This window comes from Flavivirga eckloniae (assembly GCF_002886045.1).
Lineage (GTDB): Bacteria > Bacteroidota > Bacteroidia > Flavobacteriales > Flavobacteriaceae > Flavivirga > Flavivirga eckloniae.
The window spans coordinates 405636-424949 of the sequence record NZ_CP025791.1; the positions used below are offsets into that span (position 1 = coordinate 405636).

A 19314-nucleotide genomic window follows, 5' to 3' on the forward strand; every position below is an offset into this window, starting at 1 on the left:
TCGCTTTTTTTACATATTTTTAACAATGCTTCAATAATTTAGGTGCTTAAAAAATTGCAAAAAAGGCAAAGTTTAACTACTTTTGCACGAGCAAAAAGCACAGCTAAATGCAAACTATTCCAAATTTGAAAAACGACATATCATTCGATGACTTTAAAACAGAAGTTATAAACGACTATAAAATTGCTGTTAAAAGTAGAGAATGTAGTTTATTAGGTAGACGTGAAGTATTAACAGGTAAAGCGAAGTTTGGAATCTTTGGAGACGGAAAAGAAGTTCCACAGCTAGCCATGGCCAAAGCCTTTTTAAAAGGCGATTGGAGATCGGGGTACTACCGCGACCAAACCTTTATGATGGCTATTGGCGAATTAAGTATAGAGCAATTTTTCGCAGGACTATACGCCAATACCGACTTAGAACTGGAACCTATGTCTGCCGGTCGCCAAATGGGTGGCCATTTTGTAACCCATAGTTTAAACGAAGACGGAAGCTGGAAAGACCTAACCAAACAATATAATTCAAGTCCAGACATTTCTCCTACTGCAGGGCAAATGCCTCGTTTATTAGGTTTAGCTCAAGCGTCAAAAATTTTTAGGAATGTTGATAACATCAATGCTTCTAACTTCACCGTAAATGGAAACGAAGTTGCCTGGGGCACCATTGGAAATGCAAGTACCAGCGAAGGTCTGTTTTTCGAAACCATTAATGCAGCAGGGGTTTTACAAGTTCCTATGGTAATAAGCGTTTGGGATGACGAATACGGTATCTCCGTTCATGCCAAACATCAAACAACAAAAGAAAATATCTCGGAAATCTTAAAAGGATTCCAAAGAGACGAAAACAATAACGGTTACGAAATATTACGCGTTAAAGGTTGGGATTATGCCAATCTTGTAGAAACGTATCAGGAAGCTTCTAAAATTGCAAGAGAAGAACATGTACCAGTGCTCATTCATGTATTGGAATTAACGCAACCACAAGGGCATTCAACATCAGGATCGCATGAGCGATATAAAAGTCCACAACGCTTAGAATGGGAAAACCAGCACGATTGCAATTTAAAAATGCGTGAATGGATCATTGAAAGTGGTATCGCTACCAATGAAACCCTTTCAGAAATAGAAAGAACCATAAAAAGGGAAGTTCGTGAAGCTAAGAAAAATGCATGGAATATCTTTTTAAAACCTATTATAAAAGAAAAACAAGAGGCCCTCTCCATACTAAAACAATTAGCGGCAACTAGCCCTAATAAAGCCTTTATATCCAAAATCAAGGATCATTTAAAACAAATAGATGAACCTACCAGAAAAGACATCTTATCCAGTGCCAGAAAGGCTTTAAGATATGTTATAGGAGAAACGTCTAAAGAAAAACAACAACTTAAAGACTGGATTAACAACGTCTTTACAAACATACAGCCAGATTTTAGTTCGCATTTATATTCCGAAACACAAAAATCGAACACGCTTATAAAAGAGGTAAAACCAACTTACGATAGTGACCCGGCTTTAGTTGATGCCCGTATCATACTACGTGATAATTTTGATGCCATTTTCAGTAACCACCCAGAAGCATTGGTTTTTGGAGAAGACACCGGGAACATTGGAGACGTAAACCAAGGACTCGAAGGATTACAAGAAAAACACGGCGAATTGCGTATAGCCGATGCTGGTATACGAGAAGCCTCCATTATAGGACAAGGGATAGGGATGTCACTACGTGGTTTAAGACCCATAGCAGAAATCCAATACCTCGACTATATTATGTATGCACTGCAAATCATCAGTGATGATTTAGCCACAGTGCACTACAGAACAAAAGGCAAGCAAAAAGCACCATTAATAATAAGAACCAGAGGCCACAGACTTGAAGGGATCTGGCATTCTGGATCTCAAATGGGCGGTATTCTAAATTTAGTTAGAGGCGTACACGTTTTAGTACCAAGAAATATGACTAAAGCTGCAGGTTTTTATAATACCTTGTTACAAGGTGACGACCCTGCTATTGTAGTAGAATGCCTTAACGGTTATCGTTTAAAAGAAAAAATGCCTAATAACCTAAGCGCTATAAAAACGCCAATAGGTGTTGTAGAGACCGTAAAAGAAGGTACCGATATTACTCTGGTTTCTTACGGATCGACCTTACGTATTGTAGAACAAACAGCTAAAGATCTTTTAACTGTTGGTATTAACGCCGAAGTCATTGACGTACAATCATTACTACCTTTAGATTTGAACCACGACATTGTAAAAAGTGTAGCAAAAACAAATCGCCTAATGGTTATTGATGAAGATGTTCCTGGAGGGGCATCAGCATATATTTTAAATGAAATATTAAACAATCAGAATGCCTATCAATATCTCGATAGTCAGCCAAAAACATTAACAGCAAAAGATCACAGACCAGCTTATGGTAACGATGGTGACTATTTCTCTAAACCATCTGCCGAAGATATTTTTGAAGCTGTTTATGATGTTATGCACGAATTAAACCCTTCCGAGTTTCCTAAATTAAGATAATACTGAAAAAATTAAATATTTTAAAAACCTTTCCTTACTTAAATGGAAAGGTTTTTCTTTATATATTTATATAAAAACGTAAATTCGGTGCAAGGGAATAGTCATAAAACCAGTACGGTAAGTTTAGTGTATAAACCTATGTCTGGTCGAGCGCAATCGAGACCTTATTAGCGCTCGAGGTTGATCGTATTTCTTGAAAACAACAAGTTCTATTATCTCTATTTTGACTTAAATCGAATCGACATACCAAACCAATCAGAAACATGTTAACAAAACAAGATAAAGAACAATTTAGAAGTACCATTTTCAGACATTTAGATGGTATTGCAACGGCAACAACAGCCTTTTCACTGCATAAAAATGGCGTACTACAATATTTGTTAGACCATAAAAAGTCTAGTGTTGAAAATCTAGCCACAGCCTTTAAAGCAAACGAAGGTTATCTCAATGTTGGCTTACGGGTATTAGCATCCCAAGGTTGGTTAAACATGAGCATAAACAATGCTGATAACACTGTACAATACGAAACAAATAACACCAGTGAAAAAGCATTTAGCCTAGTGCCCTTATACGCCGATGCTGTAAACTTGCTAAACTACTCCGTTAAATTTCCTGATGAACGTATAGGTCCAGACGCATTTAGCGCTTTAGAAAAGATATTTAAAAAGTATAAACAGAACTTCGGGTTTTCCACTGTTAGCGAAGGTTCCATTGAACACCAAGTTTTAAAGCACATCGAAGGCGTTATTGCAGCTCCCATTATTGTGTTATTAGGCCTTAACGGGTTATTTCACAAATACTTTATGGAGGCCTCTTTTCGAGCCCAAGAATACCATAAAGATCCTGAAAGCTTTGAGAAGATCCTCGATTTTTTCACACACCTAGGTTGGTTTACAAAAAAGAAAGATACCTATCGTTTTACAGATAAAGGACTCTTTTTTGCGAAGCGCGCCAGTGCATATGGCGTTACCGTTTCGTATTTGCCGACCTTTATGAAATTAAACGACCTTATATTTGGCAACCCTTTGGTGCTAAAAACAAGTTCACCAGACGAAAAAGAAAAGCATGTAGATAGGGAAATGAATGTATGGGGAAGCGGCGGCGCACATGCGACATACTTTAAGATCATAGACAGCATTATCATAGAACTATTTAACAAACCCATAGATGAACAACCTAAAGGTATTTTAGATATGGGTTGCGGTAACGGAGCCTTTATTCAACATATCTTTGATGTTATAGAATTTAAAACATTAAGAGGAAAAATGCTTGACGAATACCCGTTATTGCTTGTTGGTGCAGATTTTAATCAGGCAGCATTAAAAGTAACCCGAGCAAATTTGATTAAAGCGGATATCTGGGCTAAAGTTATTTGGGGCAATATTGGCAGACCGGACTTACTCGCCAAAGATTTAAAAGAGGACTACAATATAGATTTAAAGGATTTATTAAACGTTAGAACCTTTTTAGACCATAACCGGATCTGGGAAACTCCAAAACAAACAATAAATGGTATTAGTGAATCAACAGGAGCCTTTAGTTATCAAGGTAAACGAATTGGTAATAATTTAGTAGAAAGTTCTTTGTTAGAACATTTACAAAAATGGAAACCTTACGTAGAGCGATTCGGTTTATTAATTATAGAATTACATACCATAAACCCAGAATTAACAGCTAATAATTTAGGAAAAACGGCAGCCACAGCTTATGATGCCACCCATGGTTATAGTGACCAATTTATTCTGGAAGTCGATGTGTTTAACAAAGTGGCCACAGAAGCCGGGTTATACCCAGACCCCAATTATTTTACCATGTTTCCCAATAAAGAACTAGCTACGGTAAGCATTAACTTATTAAAAGGCAATATATGAAGGCAGTTACTTTAAGAGAGATTAAACAAGAGCTAAATACACTTTCAACGCAAGAAATACAAGAACTTTGCCTCCGCCTATCTAGATTTAAAAAGGAAAACAAAGAACTCCTCACCTACCTGCTTTTTGAATCCCATAACGAATCTGGCTATATAGAAAGCGTTAAAGGTTATATCGATGACGAATTCGAATTAATTAATCGTGATAGCTATTTCTATATTCGAAAAAGCATGCGAAAGATTCTAAGGAACATAAAAAAGTACATACGCTACTCCCAAAACAAAGAAACCGAAGTAGAACTCCTCCTCTACTTTTGCCAAAAACTAAAGGACTTCACACCAAATATCGACAGAAGCGTTCAACTACAGAACATGTATAACAGACAATTACAGCTTTCCAAAAAGATCATTTCAAAATTACATGAAGATTTACAGTATGATTATAATTTGATGTTGGAGGGGTTGTAGGTTGTTTAAAACTCATTTGCACTAATAAAAAAAATTAAAAAGCTAGCGTTCTTTAACTGTTTATCCTGTATAACATCGAAAAACCATTTTTTAGGCAACCCTTTTCCCTTTTTTAGTTGTGCTAATAATAACAAGAAAATTTGATTTATTTTATGGTATAAAAGAAAATTTTCAGAAATCAACTGACGAGTATATAATATAACCAAAAAAACAATACTATGTTATATGTTACACATACCCTTCCTTATTTGAGATGCATGCGTAATATTACATATATAATATAGTTAGCGGCAATGGACAGATACACAATGACCATTAACTTATGAGAAAAATTTTACATATAGCTTTTTCGATTCTAATAAACTTTTCGGTATTCGGACAAATTGATACCCAAACTGATTCAGTATCTTTTGATAAGATTACTAGTAGATTTAAAGAAACTAAAGGTTGGAACATTTTTTCAGGTGAATTAAAAGACTCTATTGATACAACATTCTTATATCAAACAAAAGATTTTAATGTTTCGATTAGTGAGAATCCGATTGCATATAAAACTTTTCATACAGTAATTAAAAATCCATATTTTACTGATGATTTTGACGATTACGATGACAATTATATTAATTACCCAGTTTCATATTCTGTAATACATGATAACAGATTAGTATCATTATTTCGTAATGGAAAATTTGTTTGTCATAGATTATCTGACTTTGAAAGGGATTTGGATTTTGAGAAGAAATTAAATACTCGCAAATTTAAATACCACTGGATTGTAAATGATAAGCTGGGAGCATTGTCTGGAAATTTGATGTACATCTGGAATGGTAGTAATTGGACAAAGAACAAAACAGTCTTTCCTTTAAAGAATCAACCAAAACTATTTGAGGACACTGATTTTACGGTCTATGGTGATTGCCATGGAGAATGGGGAGGAACTATTTACTTCTTTGACAAGACTAATGGCGAAACCTATTTTACTGAATCGAGTTGTACTAATTCTGTAATAAAAAAAGGGGATAGTTACTTAGTTCTAGCACATTTAGGACATATGACTGGCTCCACAGAGATTAAGACAATAAAAGACCCTCGTAAATTGACTCAAGCGAAAAAAACGGAGATTAATAAAACAAAAAATGGACAAGCATTAGGATATGCTGATTCAACAAAAGCTTATGAAATTACACTTGATTATTGGGGAATTCAATTATTCTCTACTTTCAATTATGAAGATAGGCAGTTATTCATGGTTTATCTAAATGAAAAGACTTTTCTAGCAGAGATTGTTGGTAACGAGTTTCAGATTGTACATCCACTTTTTAATAACGAGATTTATACTCATGACCCAATAACAAATAAATATGGGAAATTTATTTTAATGAATTTAGACCATTACGGGACAGCACGAGATAAAGAAATTTCGGTGATGATTATAGATGGGAAAAGATTAATAAAGTTAGATTGGAATGAAAACCACAGCCGCTAACATTTTGTATAAGTAATGGCAGGAAAAATGCTAAATATCAAGGTTTTTAGACCACTCAAACTATGTAGAGGTTTGACAGGAAAGTATCACGCAATCTGCCACTACTCATACAATTTACCGTTGTAAACATTAAACCAAAGATAACAAATGAAAAAAATGAAACTAGCATACGCACTTTTGATTGGAATTATTTTTTTGTCATCTTGCTCAAACAGTGATAATGGCTCTGAGCAAGACAACAACTCAAACCCTACTTCTGTGACCGATAATGATGGAAATATATATAACATAATTCAAATAGGTAATCAATTTTGGGCAAAAGAAAACCTCAATGTCAGCACATACAGAAATGGAGACCCAATTTTACAAGTTACTGACCCATATGAATGGCAAAATTTAAATACAGGAGCTTGGTGCTATTATGCTAATAAATCATCAAATGGTACAACTTATGGCAAGTTATATAATTGGCATGCAATCAATGACCCAAGAGGTCTTGCACCAGAAGGTTGGCACGTTCCAAGTGATGATGAGTGGACTTTATTAAGTGATTATTTAATTACAAATGGATATAATTATGATGAGACCGTTTCCGGAAACAAAATAGGAAAATCATTAGCATCTACAAATTTATGGCAAAACGCTTCTCAAAATGGTTCAGTAGGCAACGATTTGACTTTAAATAATACAACAGAATTTACAGGCTTACCAGCTGGTAGTCGTTGGGCTGATGCAACCGTGAGCTTTAATGCATTAAGGAGGAATACAAGTTGGTGGAGCTCAACTTCTTCTTCTAACAATATTGCAATAAAATTTGGTCTTGCTAATACTTCTGTTAATTTAAGCCGTCTTGGACAAAGCAAACAATACGGTTTTTCAGTGCGATGTATAAAAGATTAAATAAACCTACAAAAACTGTTTACAACAGTGGTAGTCCTTGTACAAGTTCCCCTCTACAGCTAAACTCTGTCTTAAATCCGTAGGTTTACGAATAAGTTTAGTGGCATCCACAGGTAAGCAAATGAAATAAGATCGTCATAATATAAATGAAAATGTCCTTTGTATTTTTGATATATGAGTAGAAATTATAAATTTCATAACAAACCGGGTTTACACTTTGTAAATTTTCACCTTCACCGTATCAATTTACAACCACCACCAAAAAATAAAACTTTAACATTTCACCAATTCAAACGAGTAACCCCCTCATAAACAATCTTACACACACATCACCAACTACCAAACACATACATAACATCCTTAATTGTTAAAAAAAAACATCAAGTGGACAAATTTTGACCATTTGACTTATTTCCTTTGCTAAAACTTGGAATGGAAATAAAAACATGGATTTTGGCTTAAATCAACACCGAAATTCTACCATTCTTACGCTCCTTTTCTTGCCATAAACCATAGTGTTTTGCGCATATGACAAACTTTAACAAAACCCAATTAATTAAAAATGAATTTAAAAAATTACCTACTTATTTTATTGATGATATTTTTTTCATCACCAATCTTTAGTCAAACACTACTACCCCAACAGGCTAATTTAGTATTAGGAGGAAGAAAAATGCTTGTTATTCGAGGTGTCGACACTGCCACGCATACCTGGAACGATACCGATACAGATATGGAAAAACTTCGTGTCGAATTAAATAAATACCTTCTCAACACGTCCTTTAAAAAAGCATGGATTGAAACTTTTGAGATGACGCCTGTTTATAATTTTACCGTAGATCCTAACGATAATAGTATAGGAGCTATGACGAATACTTTTAAAGCCTTAGCTACAGCAGATAATTATGATATAGATAGCTATAACATCGTTATGTATTTACACTCATCTACAACAGACTTTCGTGGCGCAGGTGCATGGGGAAGCGGTAATGGACTCAGAGGGTCTATTTGGGCCAATAACTCACTATCATGGTTTTATGCAGGAAATATTCATGAAGCATTTCATGCTTTGGGTGTTGGACATGCAGAAACCATTGAAGGAGGCGACAACGTTTTCCCTGGTAGTGTAACCGGAGGACATGACCCTTATCATTTTATGGGAAGTCAAGGAGATGCTGGACTAGATGCCGATCTGCCAAATTATATGAAATATCTTTTAGGGTGGATCGAACCTAAAGGAGTTTCTGTAATACCTAACGACAATATAGATGGTTACACTGTCAAACTATATAAATCTTCACTAGTAAGCAGTTATAACGACCAACGTTTATACAGTGCTCAATTAGGAGATCACTTATGGATTAGCTACGAACCCGATAATGCCAATACACGTATAACAGACAAAGGGCTTCTTTTTCATTACATCCCTAGCAGAGGTTCTGGTCTTTGTAGACTTTTAGATACCAACCCGCAATCTATTACAGAACTACCTCCGGGTATTGGAAGCAATTATCTGCCAGTTATAGATTTTTGGGATGCGGCACTTACAGAAAACGAAGAATTCTTCTGGAACAACACACAAATAAAAATTACAAATAGCGGAGGTACTGGAGAAGATAAATGGGTAGAGATTAAATTCCGCGATTGTGTTACTGTCTCTGGTGATGCCGATAACGATGGCATATGCGACACTTTAGACCAATGTCCTGGTGGCGATGATAAAGTTGATTCTGATTTTGACGGTATTCCAGACTTTTGTGATACATGTCCGCTCGATCCAGCTAACGATGCCAATGGAAACGACATTTGTGATAATGAAGAATGTCTTAACTCAAACCACGACAGTTTCGATTACGAATTCGGACAACCCCTTCATGGACAAGAAGGTGGCGTAGGATATACCGGAGCTTGGGAAACAGAACCTGTAAATGGCACCATTGGCATAGTTGAAGGATCTCTAGAATATCCTAATATAAAAAGCCAAGGAAATAAGCTAAGATTCGAATTTAACAATGAAGATAGAACAAAAAGCACCAAAAGAATCTTTACTAATAAGTTTGCTGCTGGAAGCATTGTATGGGTAAGCGCCCTAATAAAAGTAGAAAAGCTAGCCGATGGTGGTTTTTGGATAAAACCTAATAACAATCAAAACTATGCAATAGGAAAAAGATGGGGCAACGAGTTAAGTATCAACAATAACCCTACTAAGTTTAGAGTAAAAGAAGGAGAAGTTGTTAGACTAGTTGCAAAATACATATTAGCCCCAACCGAAACCAGAATCTTTTTATGGGTAAATGAACTTAGTGATTTTGAAGAAAGCAAAGCGCATTCTACATACACATTTGGACCTATTGGAGATTTTGATCATATTGCAGTTGCAATGGAAAGATGGGGTAATGGTATTGTAGAAATAGATGAATTAAAAGTTTCTTGTGATGGTTTACCTATTATTGGAGATGTAGATAACGATACTTTTTTCTCTGATGTTGACTGTAATGATGCCGATCCTGCAATCCATCCAAACGCTACCGAAATACCTAATAACGGTATAGATGAAAACTGTGACGGACTAGATTCGGTTGCTGCAAATAAATTAGGCAGCGCGACCATACAATCATTTCCAAACCCAGCACAATCAGATATCCAAATTCAAGTTGATGGAACGTTAAATTATAATGTGGAATTATTTGATATGCAGGGACAACTTAGAGTATCTGGTAAACAATTGGATGTTGTTAAAGTTAATCATCTTCCAGAAGGTATTTACGTCTTAAAAATCACTGATCTGGATACAAGTAAATACACAACCAAAACGATTCAAATTGTGAAATAGCATAATTTTAATATAACATAGTTAAAAAATAGCCCCTTAATTGGGGCTATTTTGATTACTATTAAAATAACGAATCTTGGATAAGAAAATATGTCCGGTCGAGCACAGTCTAGACCTCCTTAAGACCTCTCGACTTCAGTTTATGCTGAGCACAGCCGAAGTACTCGAGGAGACATTACGTCAATATTTTACACTGGATAAAATTTTTATTGGATGTCTCACTGACACATAGATTAATTGATTGTATAAAAAAAATTTACAAGTGACATAAATGGTAGTGATATCTTGAACTTTTAAACAAGAGTCGTTAAAATAGTAAATAGATAAAATTTTAACTATCACATCGGTTTTTTTCAAGTCAGAATAAAGCTTAAATAATAAAACACATCTTTTTTAAGAAAATTAGTATGATTTTATAAGAATTTGAAACTCTCATATAATTAAAATACTACATTTCATAATATTTTTGTTTTGGGATTAATGATATTCTTTTTTAAAAAATGCATAAAGGTAGATCTACAATAAAAGAATAGCATTTTGAATTTATTATTAATCTAAAACAAATAATGCATATGAAAAAAAACTCACTTTGCCATTAAGCCTTAAAAATCAAACTATCAAAACTTTAAATCTCTTGTTTTAACTACTGGTATTAACAAAGATTTTTCAATAGTTTTATGTAAAACAATTGCAGTTTAGCGTTGTCTATCAAATGTTATTTACTACGCTTCTTAGTATAGACAACCTTTTAACTATTTATGTTATTTAACTAATAACATCTTCATCATAAAACAAGCAATTGTTAATTACAAATCAGAGGACAAAAGCTAACTATTTTTTATCGTCAAAGCAACCGGAATTGTTTACAGACAACTAAGAAGTACTACAACTTAGATTAGTATACACCATGTGATAAATCCAGTGATGAATTGGAAAAATCACGGTAATTAACGGTTTAAATGACGCTAATGCATTTTAGCGCAATAAACCTAATACACAAAATCAAAAACAGACGATAGCAAGGCGCTTATAGCAAAATAGAGCTCCCGGTAGTCCTCGAATATTTGATGTTTGTCTAAGTACAAATTCAATAATTCCCTCCTCTCCCTACCCTACTTGCCATATAGAAATTCTTATGGACAAGATGATGACTATTAAAATTAATTTTAACCCATCAAAAATGAATTTAAAAAAATTTTTACTCATCCAATTATTGCTACTTTTCTCTTTTTCAAACTTTGGTCAGTCTTTGCTCCCTCAACAGACCAATTTAGTTCTGGGGGCACGAAAAATGATTATTGTTAGAGGTGTAGATCCCGCCACCCATACTTGGCAAGACACCGATCAACATCTTCAAAATCTTAAAACAGAATTTAATACTTACTTACTCAACACATCGTTTCAAAAAACCTGGATAGGTACTTACGACATTACCCCTGTTTACAATTTTACTGTAGACCCCAACAACAATGGATACAGTGCGATGTCTCAAAAGCTGGCTGAATTAGCTACTAATGATGGCTACAACCTCGATGATTACAATATCATTATGTATTTGGATTCTTCGAGCACAGACTTTGGAGGAGCCGGAGCGTTAGGTAGCGGAAACGGTCTTAAAGGTACCATTTGGGCCAAAAACTCACTAGCCTGGTACTATCCGGGTAATATTCATGAAGGATTTCATGCTTTGGGTGTTGGACATGCCGAAACCATTGAAGGAGGTAGTAACGTATTTCCTGGTTCTGTTACTGGCGGACACGACCCTTATCACTTTATGGGAAGTCAGGGAGATGCTGGCCTAGATACAGATATACCAAATTACATGCAATATGTTTTAGGTTGGATTGATCCTCAAGGGGTTGAACATATAGTTAGCGAAACCCTGAATACTCAAACTGTAAAACTATATAAATCTTCACTTGTTAGTAATTATGATGATACACGTAAATATAGTATTCAATTAGATGATAATTTATGGGTGAGTTACGAGCCAGATAACGCCAATACCCGAATTACTAAAAAAGGGCTTCTTTTTCACTACATTCCCGGTCCTGGATCTGGAGTTTGTAGGCTTCTGGATACACGCCCCCAATCAATCACAGAACTTCCACCAGGTATAGGTTCCAATTATTTACCAGTAATCGATTTTTGGGATGCAGCACTCGTCGAAAATGAAGAATTCAATTGGGGCAATACCCAAATAAAAATTATTAACACTGGAGGAACCGGAGAAGAAAAATGGGTGGAAGTTGAATTCCGCAACTGTACTACCATTTCAGGAGATTCCGATAACGATGGCGTATGCGATGCTCGAGATACATGTCCAGGAGGAGATGATAAGGTTGATACTGATTTTGATGAGATCCCTGATTTTTGTGACGAATGCCCTCTAGATCCTGAAAATGACTCTAATGGAAACAATATTTGTGATAATGAAGAATGTCTTAGCCTAAATCAAGATCATTTTGACTATACTTTTAATGAACCCATTCATGGAAAAGATGGCGGTTTTGGCTATACAGGAGGATGGCAAACAGACCCTTTAAACGGAAAAATAGAAGTAGTTGAAGGATCGTTAGAATACCCTAACATAAAAAGTAAAGGGAACAGACTAAGATTTGAACTTCAAGACGAAAACCTCACCAAAAGCTCCAGAAGAGATTTTGCTAAGCCATTTGTAACAGGAAATACACTATGGATTAGTGCTTTAATTAAAATAATAAAAAGAGGTGACGGAGGTTTCTGGATAAAACCAAGTTTTCAACAATCTATTGCCATAGGAAAAAGATGGGGCGATCAGTTAAGTATCGACAACAACCCTACACAGTTTAGAGTAAAAGAAGGAGAAGTATACAGGTTGGTTGCCAAATACATACTAGGTTCTTCCGAAACTAAGGTGTTTTTATGGGTAAATCAACTTAATAATTTTGAAGAAAGCAATGCACATGCTACAAAAACATTTGGACCAGTAGGAACCATCGACCACTTAAATATTGCCATGGAAAGATATGGAAATGGTATCGCCGAAATAGACGAATTAAAATATGGCTGTGATGGCGCCCCAATTATTGGAGATGTAGATAATGACACCTTCTATTCTGATGTAGATTGTAACGATGAAGATCCTTTAATCAACCCAGATGCCGTCGAAATACCAAACAATGGTATCGATGAAAACTGCGATGGACAAGACGTTACGTTATCAATTAACAAAACAAGCGAATTACCAATACTGGCTTATCCAAATCCAGCCCAATTGGAAATTAAAATTATGGCTAATGACAATTTGAACTACAAAGTAGAATTATTCAATCTACTAGGTCAACTCAAATTTTCTGGCGAAAAAATGAATAAAATTGATACACGACACCTTCCAGAAGGCATGTATTTCTTGAAAATCTCAGATTTGAAATCTGATAAATCTATTATCAAAAAAATACGAGTTTTAAAATAACATTCGGTAATAACAAAATGCAATCAAGAGAGGGTTAAGAGTTTTAGCCCTCTCCTTGCATTTTATCATCCGTTATATAAACCTTTAAAACAATATTCTATTTTTATTTATAATCAATGAACCTTTTATAGGTCCTTTTCATAACGTTTAATCATATCCTCTCTAGATTCCGGAGCTTCCAAAGATCCCAATTGATCCTTTAACATTTGTCCCATGGTCGGAAACGAATCTCTATCAATTTTTGCATTATCGTCCCATAATTTAGAACGCATAAATGCTTTAGCACAATGTAAAAACACCTCTTCAATAGTAACTACAATACATGATTTTGGTGGGATGTTTTCAGAAGCAAATAAATTCAAATATTTGGCATCTGTGCTAATTGAAGCTTTACCATTAACCCGTAATGTTTCATCCATTCCAGGTATTAAAAATAACAACCCAATGGTTCCGGTTTGTATAATGTTACTTATACTATCTAAGATATTATTTCCTTTAAAATCTGGAATTACTATTTCTGTTTCACTTAGTACCTTTACAAACCCCGGAGCCCCTCCTCTTGGCGAAGCATCCAATTTGTTTTCGCTGTTTACTGTAGACATTACTACAAATGGCGATATCTCAATAAAATGTGTAGCATGCGTATCTAAATTCGGGAATACTTCATCCTTAGATCGTCCCTTAGGAAAATCATAAAGTTCACGAAGTTGCGATTCGGTTTTTATCTGCATAATAGTCGTTAAGAAATGATGCTCAAAAATAACCATAATGGTAAATAAAACCTCTCGTAATCAAATAAAATTGTATTTCATCAAGTATTTACCGAACCTATTGTAAATATTATATAACATTACATGTAATAAACAAAACACTAAAATTCACATGAAAACTATTGCAACAATTCTAATGTTATCCTTTTCAAGCTTATGTAGTGCTCAATTTATTTCAAATGATGGCGAATTACATGTTGCTGCCGGTGCTGTAATTTCTGCAGCCACATATACCTTAGTGTATACAACTACAAAAAACAAAAAGAAGGCTTTTTGGTATAGTCTGGGAGCTTCAACTTTGGCTGGTGTTGCCAAAGAAGTTATAGATAGTGGTAAAGAACACAATAAATTTGACGCAGGCGATATGGCGGCTACAACACTAGGTGGATTAACAGCAAGTGTAACGCTAAGTTTATTTGTTGGAAAAAAGAAAAAGAAAAAGAAAAAAGGAAAGCAAGTAGCCTTGGTTAATTAATCAAACGGTTTACAATCTCTCTTGTCGGCAAAACAGCTTTGGTGTGCTCTATGCTCGGGCCTGCCACCCAAACTGTTTTATAGGTTACCTTGGTGGCTGCGTTTTTTGTAGCATTCATTCCTATGGAAAAACGGATCATTTTAACCCATTTTTTAAGCTTTCTGTTTTTATTCAGTACAGACTCCAACCAAGTTTGCTTTGTCCCTATTTTCTGAACATAGGGTGTGTTTATTACCGTACATGGTGTACCAGAAATACGTTCGGTCATAACAATATCCTTAGCACCATAATCAACACAGGCTTGTTTGTATTCGTCGGTAACAGAAGCTTCGACAGAAGCTATAAACGGACTACCAACAGATACTCCTGCAGCTCCATAACGCAACATATTATCAACATCGGCTTTATTACCTACCCCGCCAGCAGAGATTATAGGTATACTACAGTTTGAACTTAATTCCTTAATTAAATCTTCCGGAGATGCATCCCCTCGATGTCCTCCTGCCTCATTATTTACAGCGATAATGGCATCAGCCCCCAATTGTTCTACTTTTTTTGCAAACTTTAAATCAACCACATCGCAAAACACCTTAATACCAACCTTATGTGCCCGGTTAATTGTTTCTTCCGGACTTCCTAAAGACGTAATAATAAAATCGCAACCTTCTTCACAAATAACATCTAATTGCGCTTTATACTTAACATTCGATTTGTTTACTATTAAGTTAAAGCCAAAAGCACCACCATCTACTTTCGCTGCTTTCAGTTCTCGAAGTGCAGCTCTTAGCTCTTCTAAAGTTCTATAGTTTAACGCAGGAATACATCCAGAAATTCCAGATTTCATAGCTTCGGTAACCATCGTTACATTAGATACTAAAAACATGGGTGCCTGTATTATAGGATGCTTTATATTAAGAAGTTCGGTTAATTTAGTTTGCATAGACATGTTCAATTCTTATATATACAAATATAAGGATAAATATATTATGCACGCATAATATATGTGCGTCTTATGATTTAGTGACATTTGAAATTAAAAAACAGTACATAAAAGTATGGTGAACCATGACACATAGCTATAAAAAACATAACTCGTTGACAATCAAATTTCCATAAAAAATTTCCCTTTAAAATATAACTTGTAATATATCAAAAACGAATTTGTTAAATCTTTGATACTAATTGAACTAATAAAACTTAAAAATTCCAATTCAATAGATAATTAGGAGTCTTTTTAAACACTACATAATTTTTTGATAAGAAGCTTAATAATTTGAATGAAAAAACACCCAAGTAATTGATTATAAATAAATTAAATACAAAATTCAAATTATTTCTTGTACTCGTATTTATGACTTTTATCATAGTTTTATTATGCATGCATAATTAACTTTAAAGTATAATAAATTAATATTTTTAGTCATGAAAAAATTACTTTTAGGTATATTTATTTTTGGCCTTACCCTCCAAGGAAATTCACAAACAATTGAATTAGCAAACACAGTAATTTCAACAAATTACGAATATTTAGATGCGATTGATTTAGACAACGCGCCAAACCTTGTTAAAAAGCTAGAGACGGCCATTCTGAACTTTGATAAGAATGATCTCGCTAAACTTTACGATAAGGAATTCGAAATCTATGAAGTTACTTTTTTCGTTCCGGAAGGAAAAATAGTGGCCATTTTCGATAAAGAAGGTAAAATAATAAGGACTACTGAAAAATACAATAACGTAAAGTTACCTCAAGAAGTGCTACAAGCCATTTCGAAACGTTACCCAAATTGGGGTATTGTTCAGGATAATTACCTTATTAAATACCACCGTACTCAAGATTCTATAGAACAAATTTATAGAGTTAAAATTAAGAATGACAATAAAACGATGAGATTAAAAACCGACGAAAACGGTATATTCTTATAATAGTTTTTTGCTTTCCATAGAAGACGTCTAAAAAGACCGTTATTATAGTAATGACAGATTTTTTTAGGCGTCTTTAAATTTATAATAGCCACACTTTAAATACGCGCCTTCTGGAAAACCTATCGGGTGGTCTACATCATGAAATGTGTTTAAAATATTTGTAAACGATCTCGGCTGATTATTCAACGTTTGCAAATTTATATCGAAGAACGATTGAGCCAAAACTCTCGATGAGCACGACGCCAAAACCAAAAGCCCATTTTTAGCTGTTAATTGATACCCCAACTCTGCCAGTTGTGCATATTTCCTTTTTGCCAAATCAATTTCAGATTGCTGTTTCGCAAAACTTGGTGGATCAATAACCACAACATCGAAAGTTTGCTGCTTTTCTATTAGTTTTTTAAGCTCTACAAAGGCATCACCAGCAATGGTAACATGCTGTCCTTTATAATTATTGAGCTTCCCGTTTTGATAGGCTATTTCTAAAGCTTGTTTACTTATATCTAAACTTGTTACTTTTTTTGCCCCATGAAACAAGGCATGAACCGAAAATCCACCGGCATATGAAAACACATCTAAAACAGTTTTATCCTTACTAAACTCACCAACACGTTTTCTGTTATCCCTATGATCTAAAAAATACCCCGTTTTATGCCCTTTAATAACGTTTGCCGAAAATTGCACACCATGTTCTACAAATTGCACTACTTCGTTCTCTAGCGTGCCGTAAACCACGTCACCATCATGCAATTTATGTGTGTTTGCCTGTTGTAACCCTCTACTTAGTCGAATAACAATAGTTTCGACTTTAGAAACGTCTTGTAAACTTTTTAAAATAAATTCTAAATACGGTAGCCAAATTTCAGAATAGAGTTTTACAACCAAAACCATATTATAAACATCGGCTATTAAACCAGGGAAACCATCATTTTCACCAAATAATAACCGATAACTTGTCGTATGGGTTTTTAACAAGTTGATGCGCTTTTTATAAGCATCTTCTATTTTACGATGAAAAAAATCAGCATTCACTTCTACTTTTGTCGCATCGCTATGAATCATTTTAATACGAATGGGTGAACGAGCATCATATAGTCCCAGACCAATAACCTTGTTTTTATTTTTACTAAAAACAATAACTAAATCTCCGGTTTGCGCATCGTTATTAATTTTTACAATATTGTTTGAAAATACCCATGGGTGTTTTTTAATAACAAATTGCTCGCCTTTAGCATTTAGCTTAACCGCTAACCGCTTGGGTAAATAGTTGCTTTTTATATGTTCTGTAAAAATGGCGAAATAAGATTTTATGAAGCCGCAAAGTACAAAAAACGCAACCATTTTGGTTGCGTTTTAAAATTTTAATGACAAATTCTATTGCCGGGTCATAGTAATTCTATTTACATACCCTTCCTCTTCATATTTAATCTTTAATGTTGTGTCTGTTAACTCAACAATCTCATAGTCGTAAGTGCTAATGACTTCTTGACTTTCTTCTACATTAAACCCAACAATAACATTATTGGCTATAGAATATGGCCAGGTATTATTAAGGTTTTGTACAAGTCCTTTACAGTTTTCACCTGTAAACTCTTCAATTGTAATGGTGTTTTGCGTAAACGTATAAAGCACATCACAATCTGTACGTTTTACAAATTCTTCATCGTCTTCAACATCCGATATTACTTTCCAGGTTCCAATAATAAATTTGTTAGATCGTTCGCTATAACCGTTTGAACAAAATACTGTTAGCACTAGAGCGAATGCAATAAATAGAGTGGTTAATCTTTTCATTTTATTTTAGGTTGGTTGGTCTAGTAAAAATAACAGGAAAAAATGCCAAAAAAACATAATCAAAAAATGATTTAGACGAAAGTTATAAAACATCGATGAAAAAAAATTTTGCAAGTATTTTACAAGCTTATAGTAAGATAATGGCACAAAAAAACGCAACCAAAAAAATTATTGCTTTTTATACGTAGCTACAAGATCTGCATTAAATTTAATTACTGTCCCTTCATCATCAGTAAAACTCGATTTTTGATCCTTGTATATCAAAATAAGTTCAGAGTCAGTGAGTTTATCTATCTTGATTATTCCCTTTTCTTCACCATCAGTTATTTCTAGTTCATCATTATTAACAATCCAAGTACCACCTCCTAAAAGTTCTAAGTCTTCTACTTTTTGTGTAATTGTTTGTCCTAAGAAAGTGACAGCAAGCTTAGAACTAAATCCTCCAGTTGAAGCTAATACATTAGGCTTTTCGGTAAAAACTAATACATTATCAATATTATAAGCTTCTCCTGTAAAATCTGCTGTTATATCATTTCCTTTCTCTGAAAACTCTAGAGTTCCGGAATTATCTACAGACACTGCTTTCCATTTTCCAACTATACTTCCTGTTATGTTTGAAGCTGAATCATCATCACTTGAACAAGCAGTTAATATTGAGGTTAGGGCAATAAATAAAATACTTAATTTTTTCATGTTTATAGGTAGATTTGTTTAATGAAACATAAAAATAGGAATACGATAACTGTAAACAAAAAATTACAACTTAAAAAGACGAAAAACATCAAGAAAAAAATTAAAACATTAATTAAAGTATAAAAGCTC

14 protein-coding genes are annotated in these 19314 nt (G+C 34.4%); 9 read left to right on the forward strand and 5 right to left on the reverse strand.

The genetic code is table 11. The features are described 5' to 3' along the window. The first annotated feature begins 107 nt into the window (after positions 1–107). The 7 genes from C1H87_RS01680 to C1H87_RS01710 all read left to right on the forward strand — a co-directional run bounded on the left by C1H87_RS01680 (position 108) and on the right by C1H87_RS01710 (position 13530). Positions 108–2519, forward strand: coding sequence for an alpha-ketoacid dehydrogenase subunit alpha/beta (locus C1H87_RS01680; protein ID WP_102754158.1), 2412 nt, complete (start codon positions 108–110; stop codon positions 2517–2519). Positions 2520–2782: 263 nt separating this feature from the next. Continuing rightward, positions 2783–4390: a class I SAM-dependent methyltransferase gene (locus C1H87_RS01685; protein WP_102754159.1), complete on the forward strand. Its 1608-nt coding sequence runs from the start codon at positions 2783–2785 to the stop codon at positions 4388–4390. Continuing rightward, complete coding sequence (locus C1H87_RS01690; protein WP_102754160.1) at positions 4387–4857, forward strand: hypothetical protein; 471 nt, start codon at positions 4387–4389, stop codon at positions 4855–4857. Before C1H87_RS01685 ends, C1H87_RS01690 begins: the two co-directional genes overlap by 4 nt. Positions 4858–5179: 322 nt before the next feature. Continuing rightward, on the forward strand, positions 5180–6343 hold the full coding sequence (locus C1H87_RS01695; RefSeq protein ID WP_102754161.1) for a hypothetical protein: 1164 nt from the start codon (positions 5180–5182) through the stop codon (positions 6341–6343). 147 nt (positions 6344–6490) lie between these two features. Further along, positions 6491–7243 carry a fibrobacter succinogenes major paralogous domain-containing protein gene (locus C1H87_RS01700; RefSeq protein WP_102754162.1) on the forward strand — a complete coding sequence of 251 codons (753 nt, stop codon included), beginning with the start codon at positions 6491–6493 and terminating at the stop codon, positions 7241–7243. Between the two features lie 562 nt (positions 7244–7805). After that, complete coding sequence (locus C1H87_RS01705; RefSeq protein WP_102754163.1) at positions 7806–10076, forward strand: T9SS type A sorting domain-containing protein; 2271 nt, start codon at positions 7806–7808, stop codon at positions 10074–10076. 1180 nt (positions 10077–11256) lie between these two features. Continuing rightward, a complete protein-coding gene (locus C1H87_RS01710; RefSeq protein ID WP_158655096.1) occupies positions 11257–13530 on the forward strand; it encodes a T9SS type A sorting domain-containing protein in 2274 nt (757 codons plus the stop codon). 125 nt (positions 13531–13655) lie between these two features. Here C1H87_RS01710 and C1H87_RS01715 read toward each other — a convergent pair whose 3' ends face one another. Further along, positions 13656–14261 carry an MSMEG_1061 family FMN-dependent PPOX-type flavoprotein gene (locus C1H87_RS01715; RefSeq protein ID WP_102758138.1) on the reverse strand — a complete coding sequence of 202 codons (606 nt, stop codon included), beginning with the start codon at positions 14259–14261 and terminating at the stop codon, positions 13656–13658. 151 nt (positions 14262–14412) lie between these two features. On the opposite strand from C1H87_RS01715, the gene C1H87_RS01720 reads away from it, so the two are divergent. After that, positions 14413–14775, forward strand: coding sequence for a hypothetical protein (locus C1H87_RS01720; RefSeq protein ID WP_102754165.1), 363 nt, complete (start codon positions 14413–14415; stop codon positions 14773–14775). Here C1H87_RS01720 and C1H87_RS01725 read toward each other — a convergent pair. After that, on the reverse strand, positions 14768–15715 hold the full coding sequence (locus tag C1H87_RS01725; RefSeq protein WP_102758139.1) for an NAD(P)H-dependent flavin oxidoreductase: 948 nt from the start codon (positions 15713–15715) through the stop codon (positions 14768–14770). The two genes, C1H87_RS01720 and C1H87_RS01725, sit on opposite strands and share 8 nt — an antisense overlap. Before the next feature lie 482 nt (positions 15716–16197). Here C1H87_RS01725 and C1H87_RS01730 point away from each other — a divergent pair, with 482 nt between their 5' ends. After that, complete coding sequence (locus tag C1H87_RS01730; RefSeq protein ID WP_102754166.1) at positions 16198–16698, forward strand: nicotinate-nucleotide adenylyltransferase; 501 nt, start codon at positions 16198–16200, stop codon at positions 16696–16698. Positions 16699–16761: 63 nt separating this feature from the next. On the opposite strand, the gene C1H87_RS01735 is transcribed toward C1H87_RS01730, so the two are convergent. The 3 genes from C1H87_RS01735 to C1H87_RS01745 all read right to left on the reverse strand — a co-directional run bounded on the left by C1H87_RS01735 (position 16762) and on the right by C1H87_RS01745 (position 19185). Further along, on the reverse strand, positions 16762–18039 hold the full coding sequence (locus C1H87_RS01735) for a class I SAM-dependent rRNA methyltransferase (protein WP_102754167.1): 1278 nt from the start codon (positions 18037–18039) through the stop codon (positions 16762–16764). A 33-nt stretch (positions 18040–18072) separates the two neighbouring features. Beyond that, positions 18073–18492 (reverse strand): lipocalin family protein, encoded by a 420-nt coding sequence (locus C1H87_RS01740; RefSeq protein WP_102754168.1) that lies wholly within the window; start codon positions 18490–18492, stop codon positions 18073–18075. Positions 18493–18660: 168 nt separating this feature from the next. Further along, a complete protein-coding gene (locus C1H87_RS01745) occupies positions 18661–19185 on the reverse strand; it encodes a hypothetical protein (RefSeq protein WP_102754169.1) in 525 nt (174 codons plus the stop codon). Between the last annotated feature and the right edge of the window lie 129 nt (positions 19186–19314).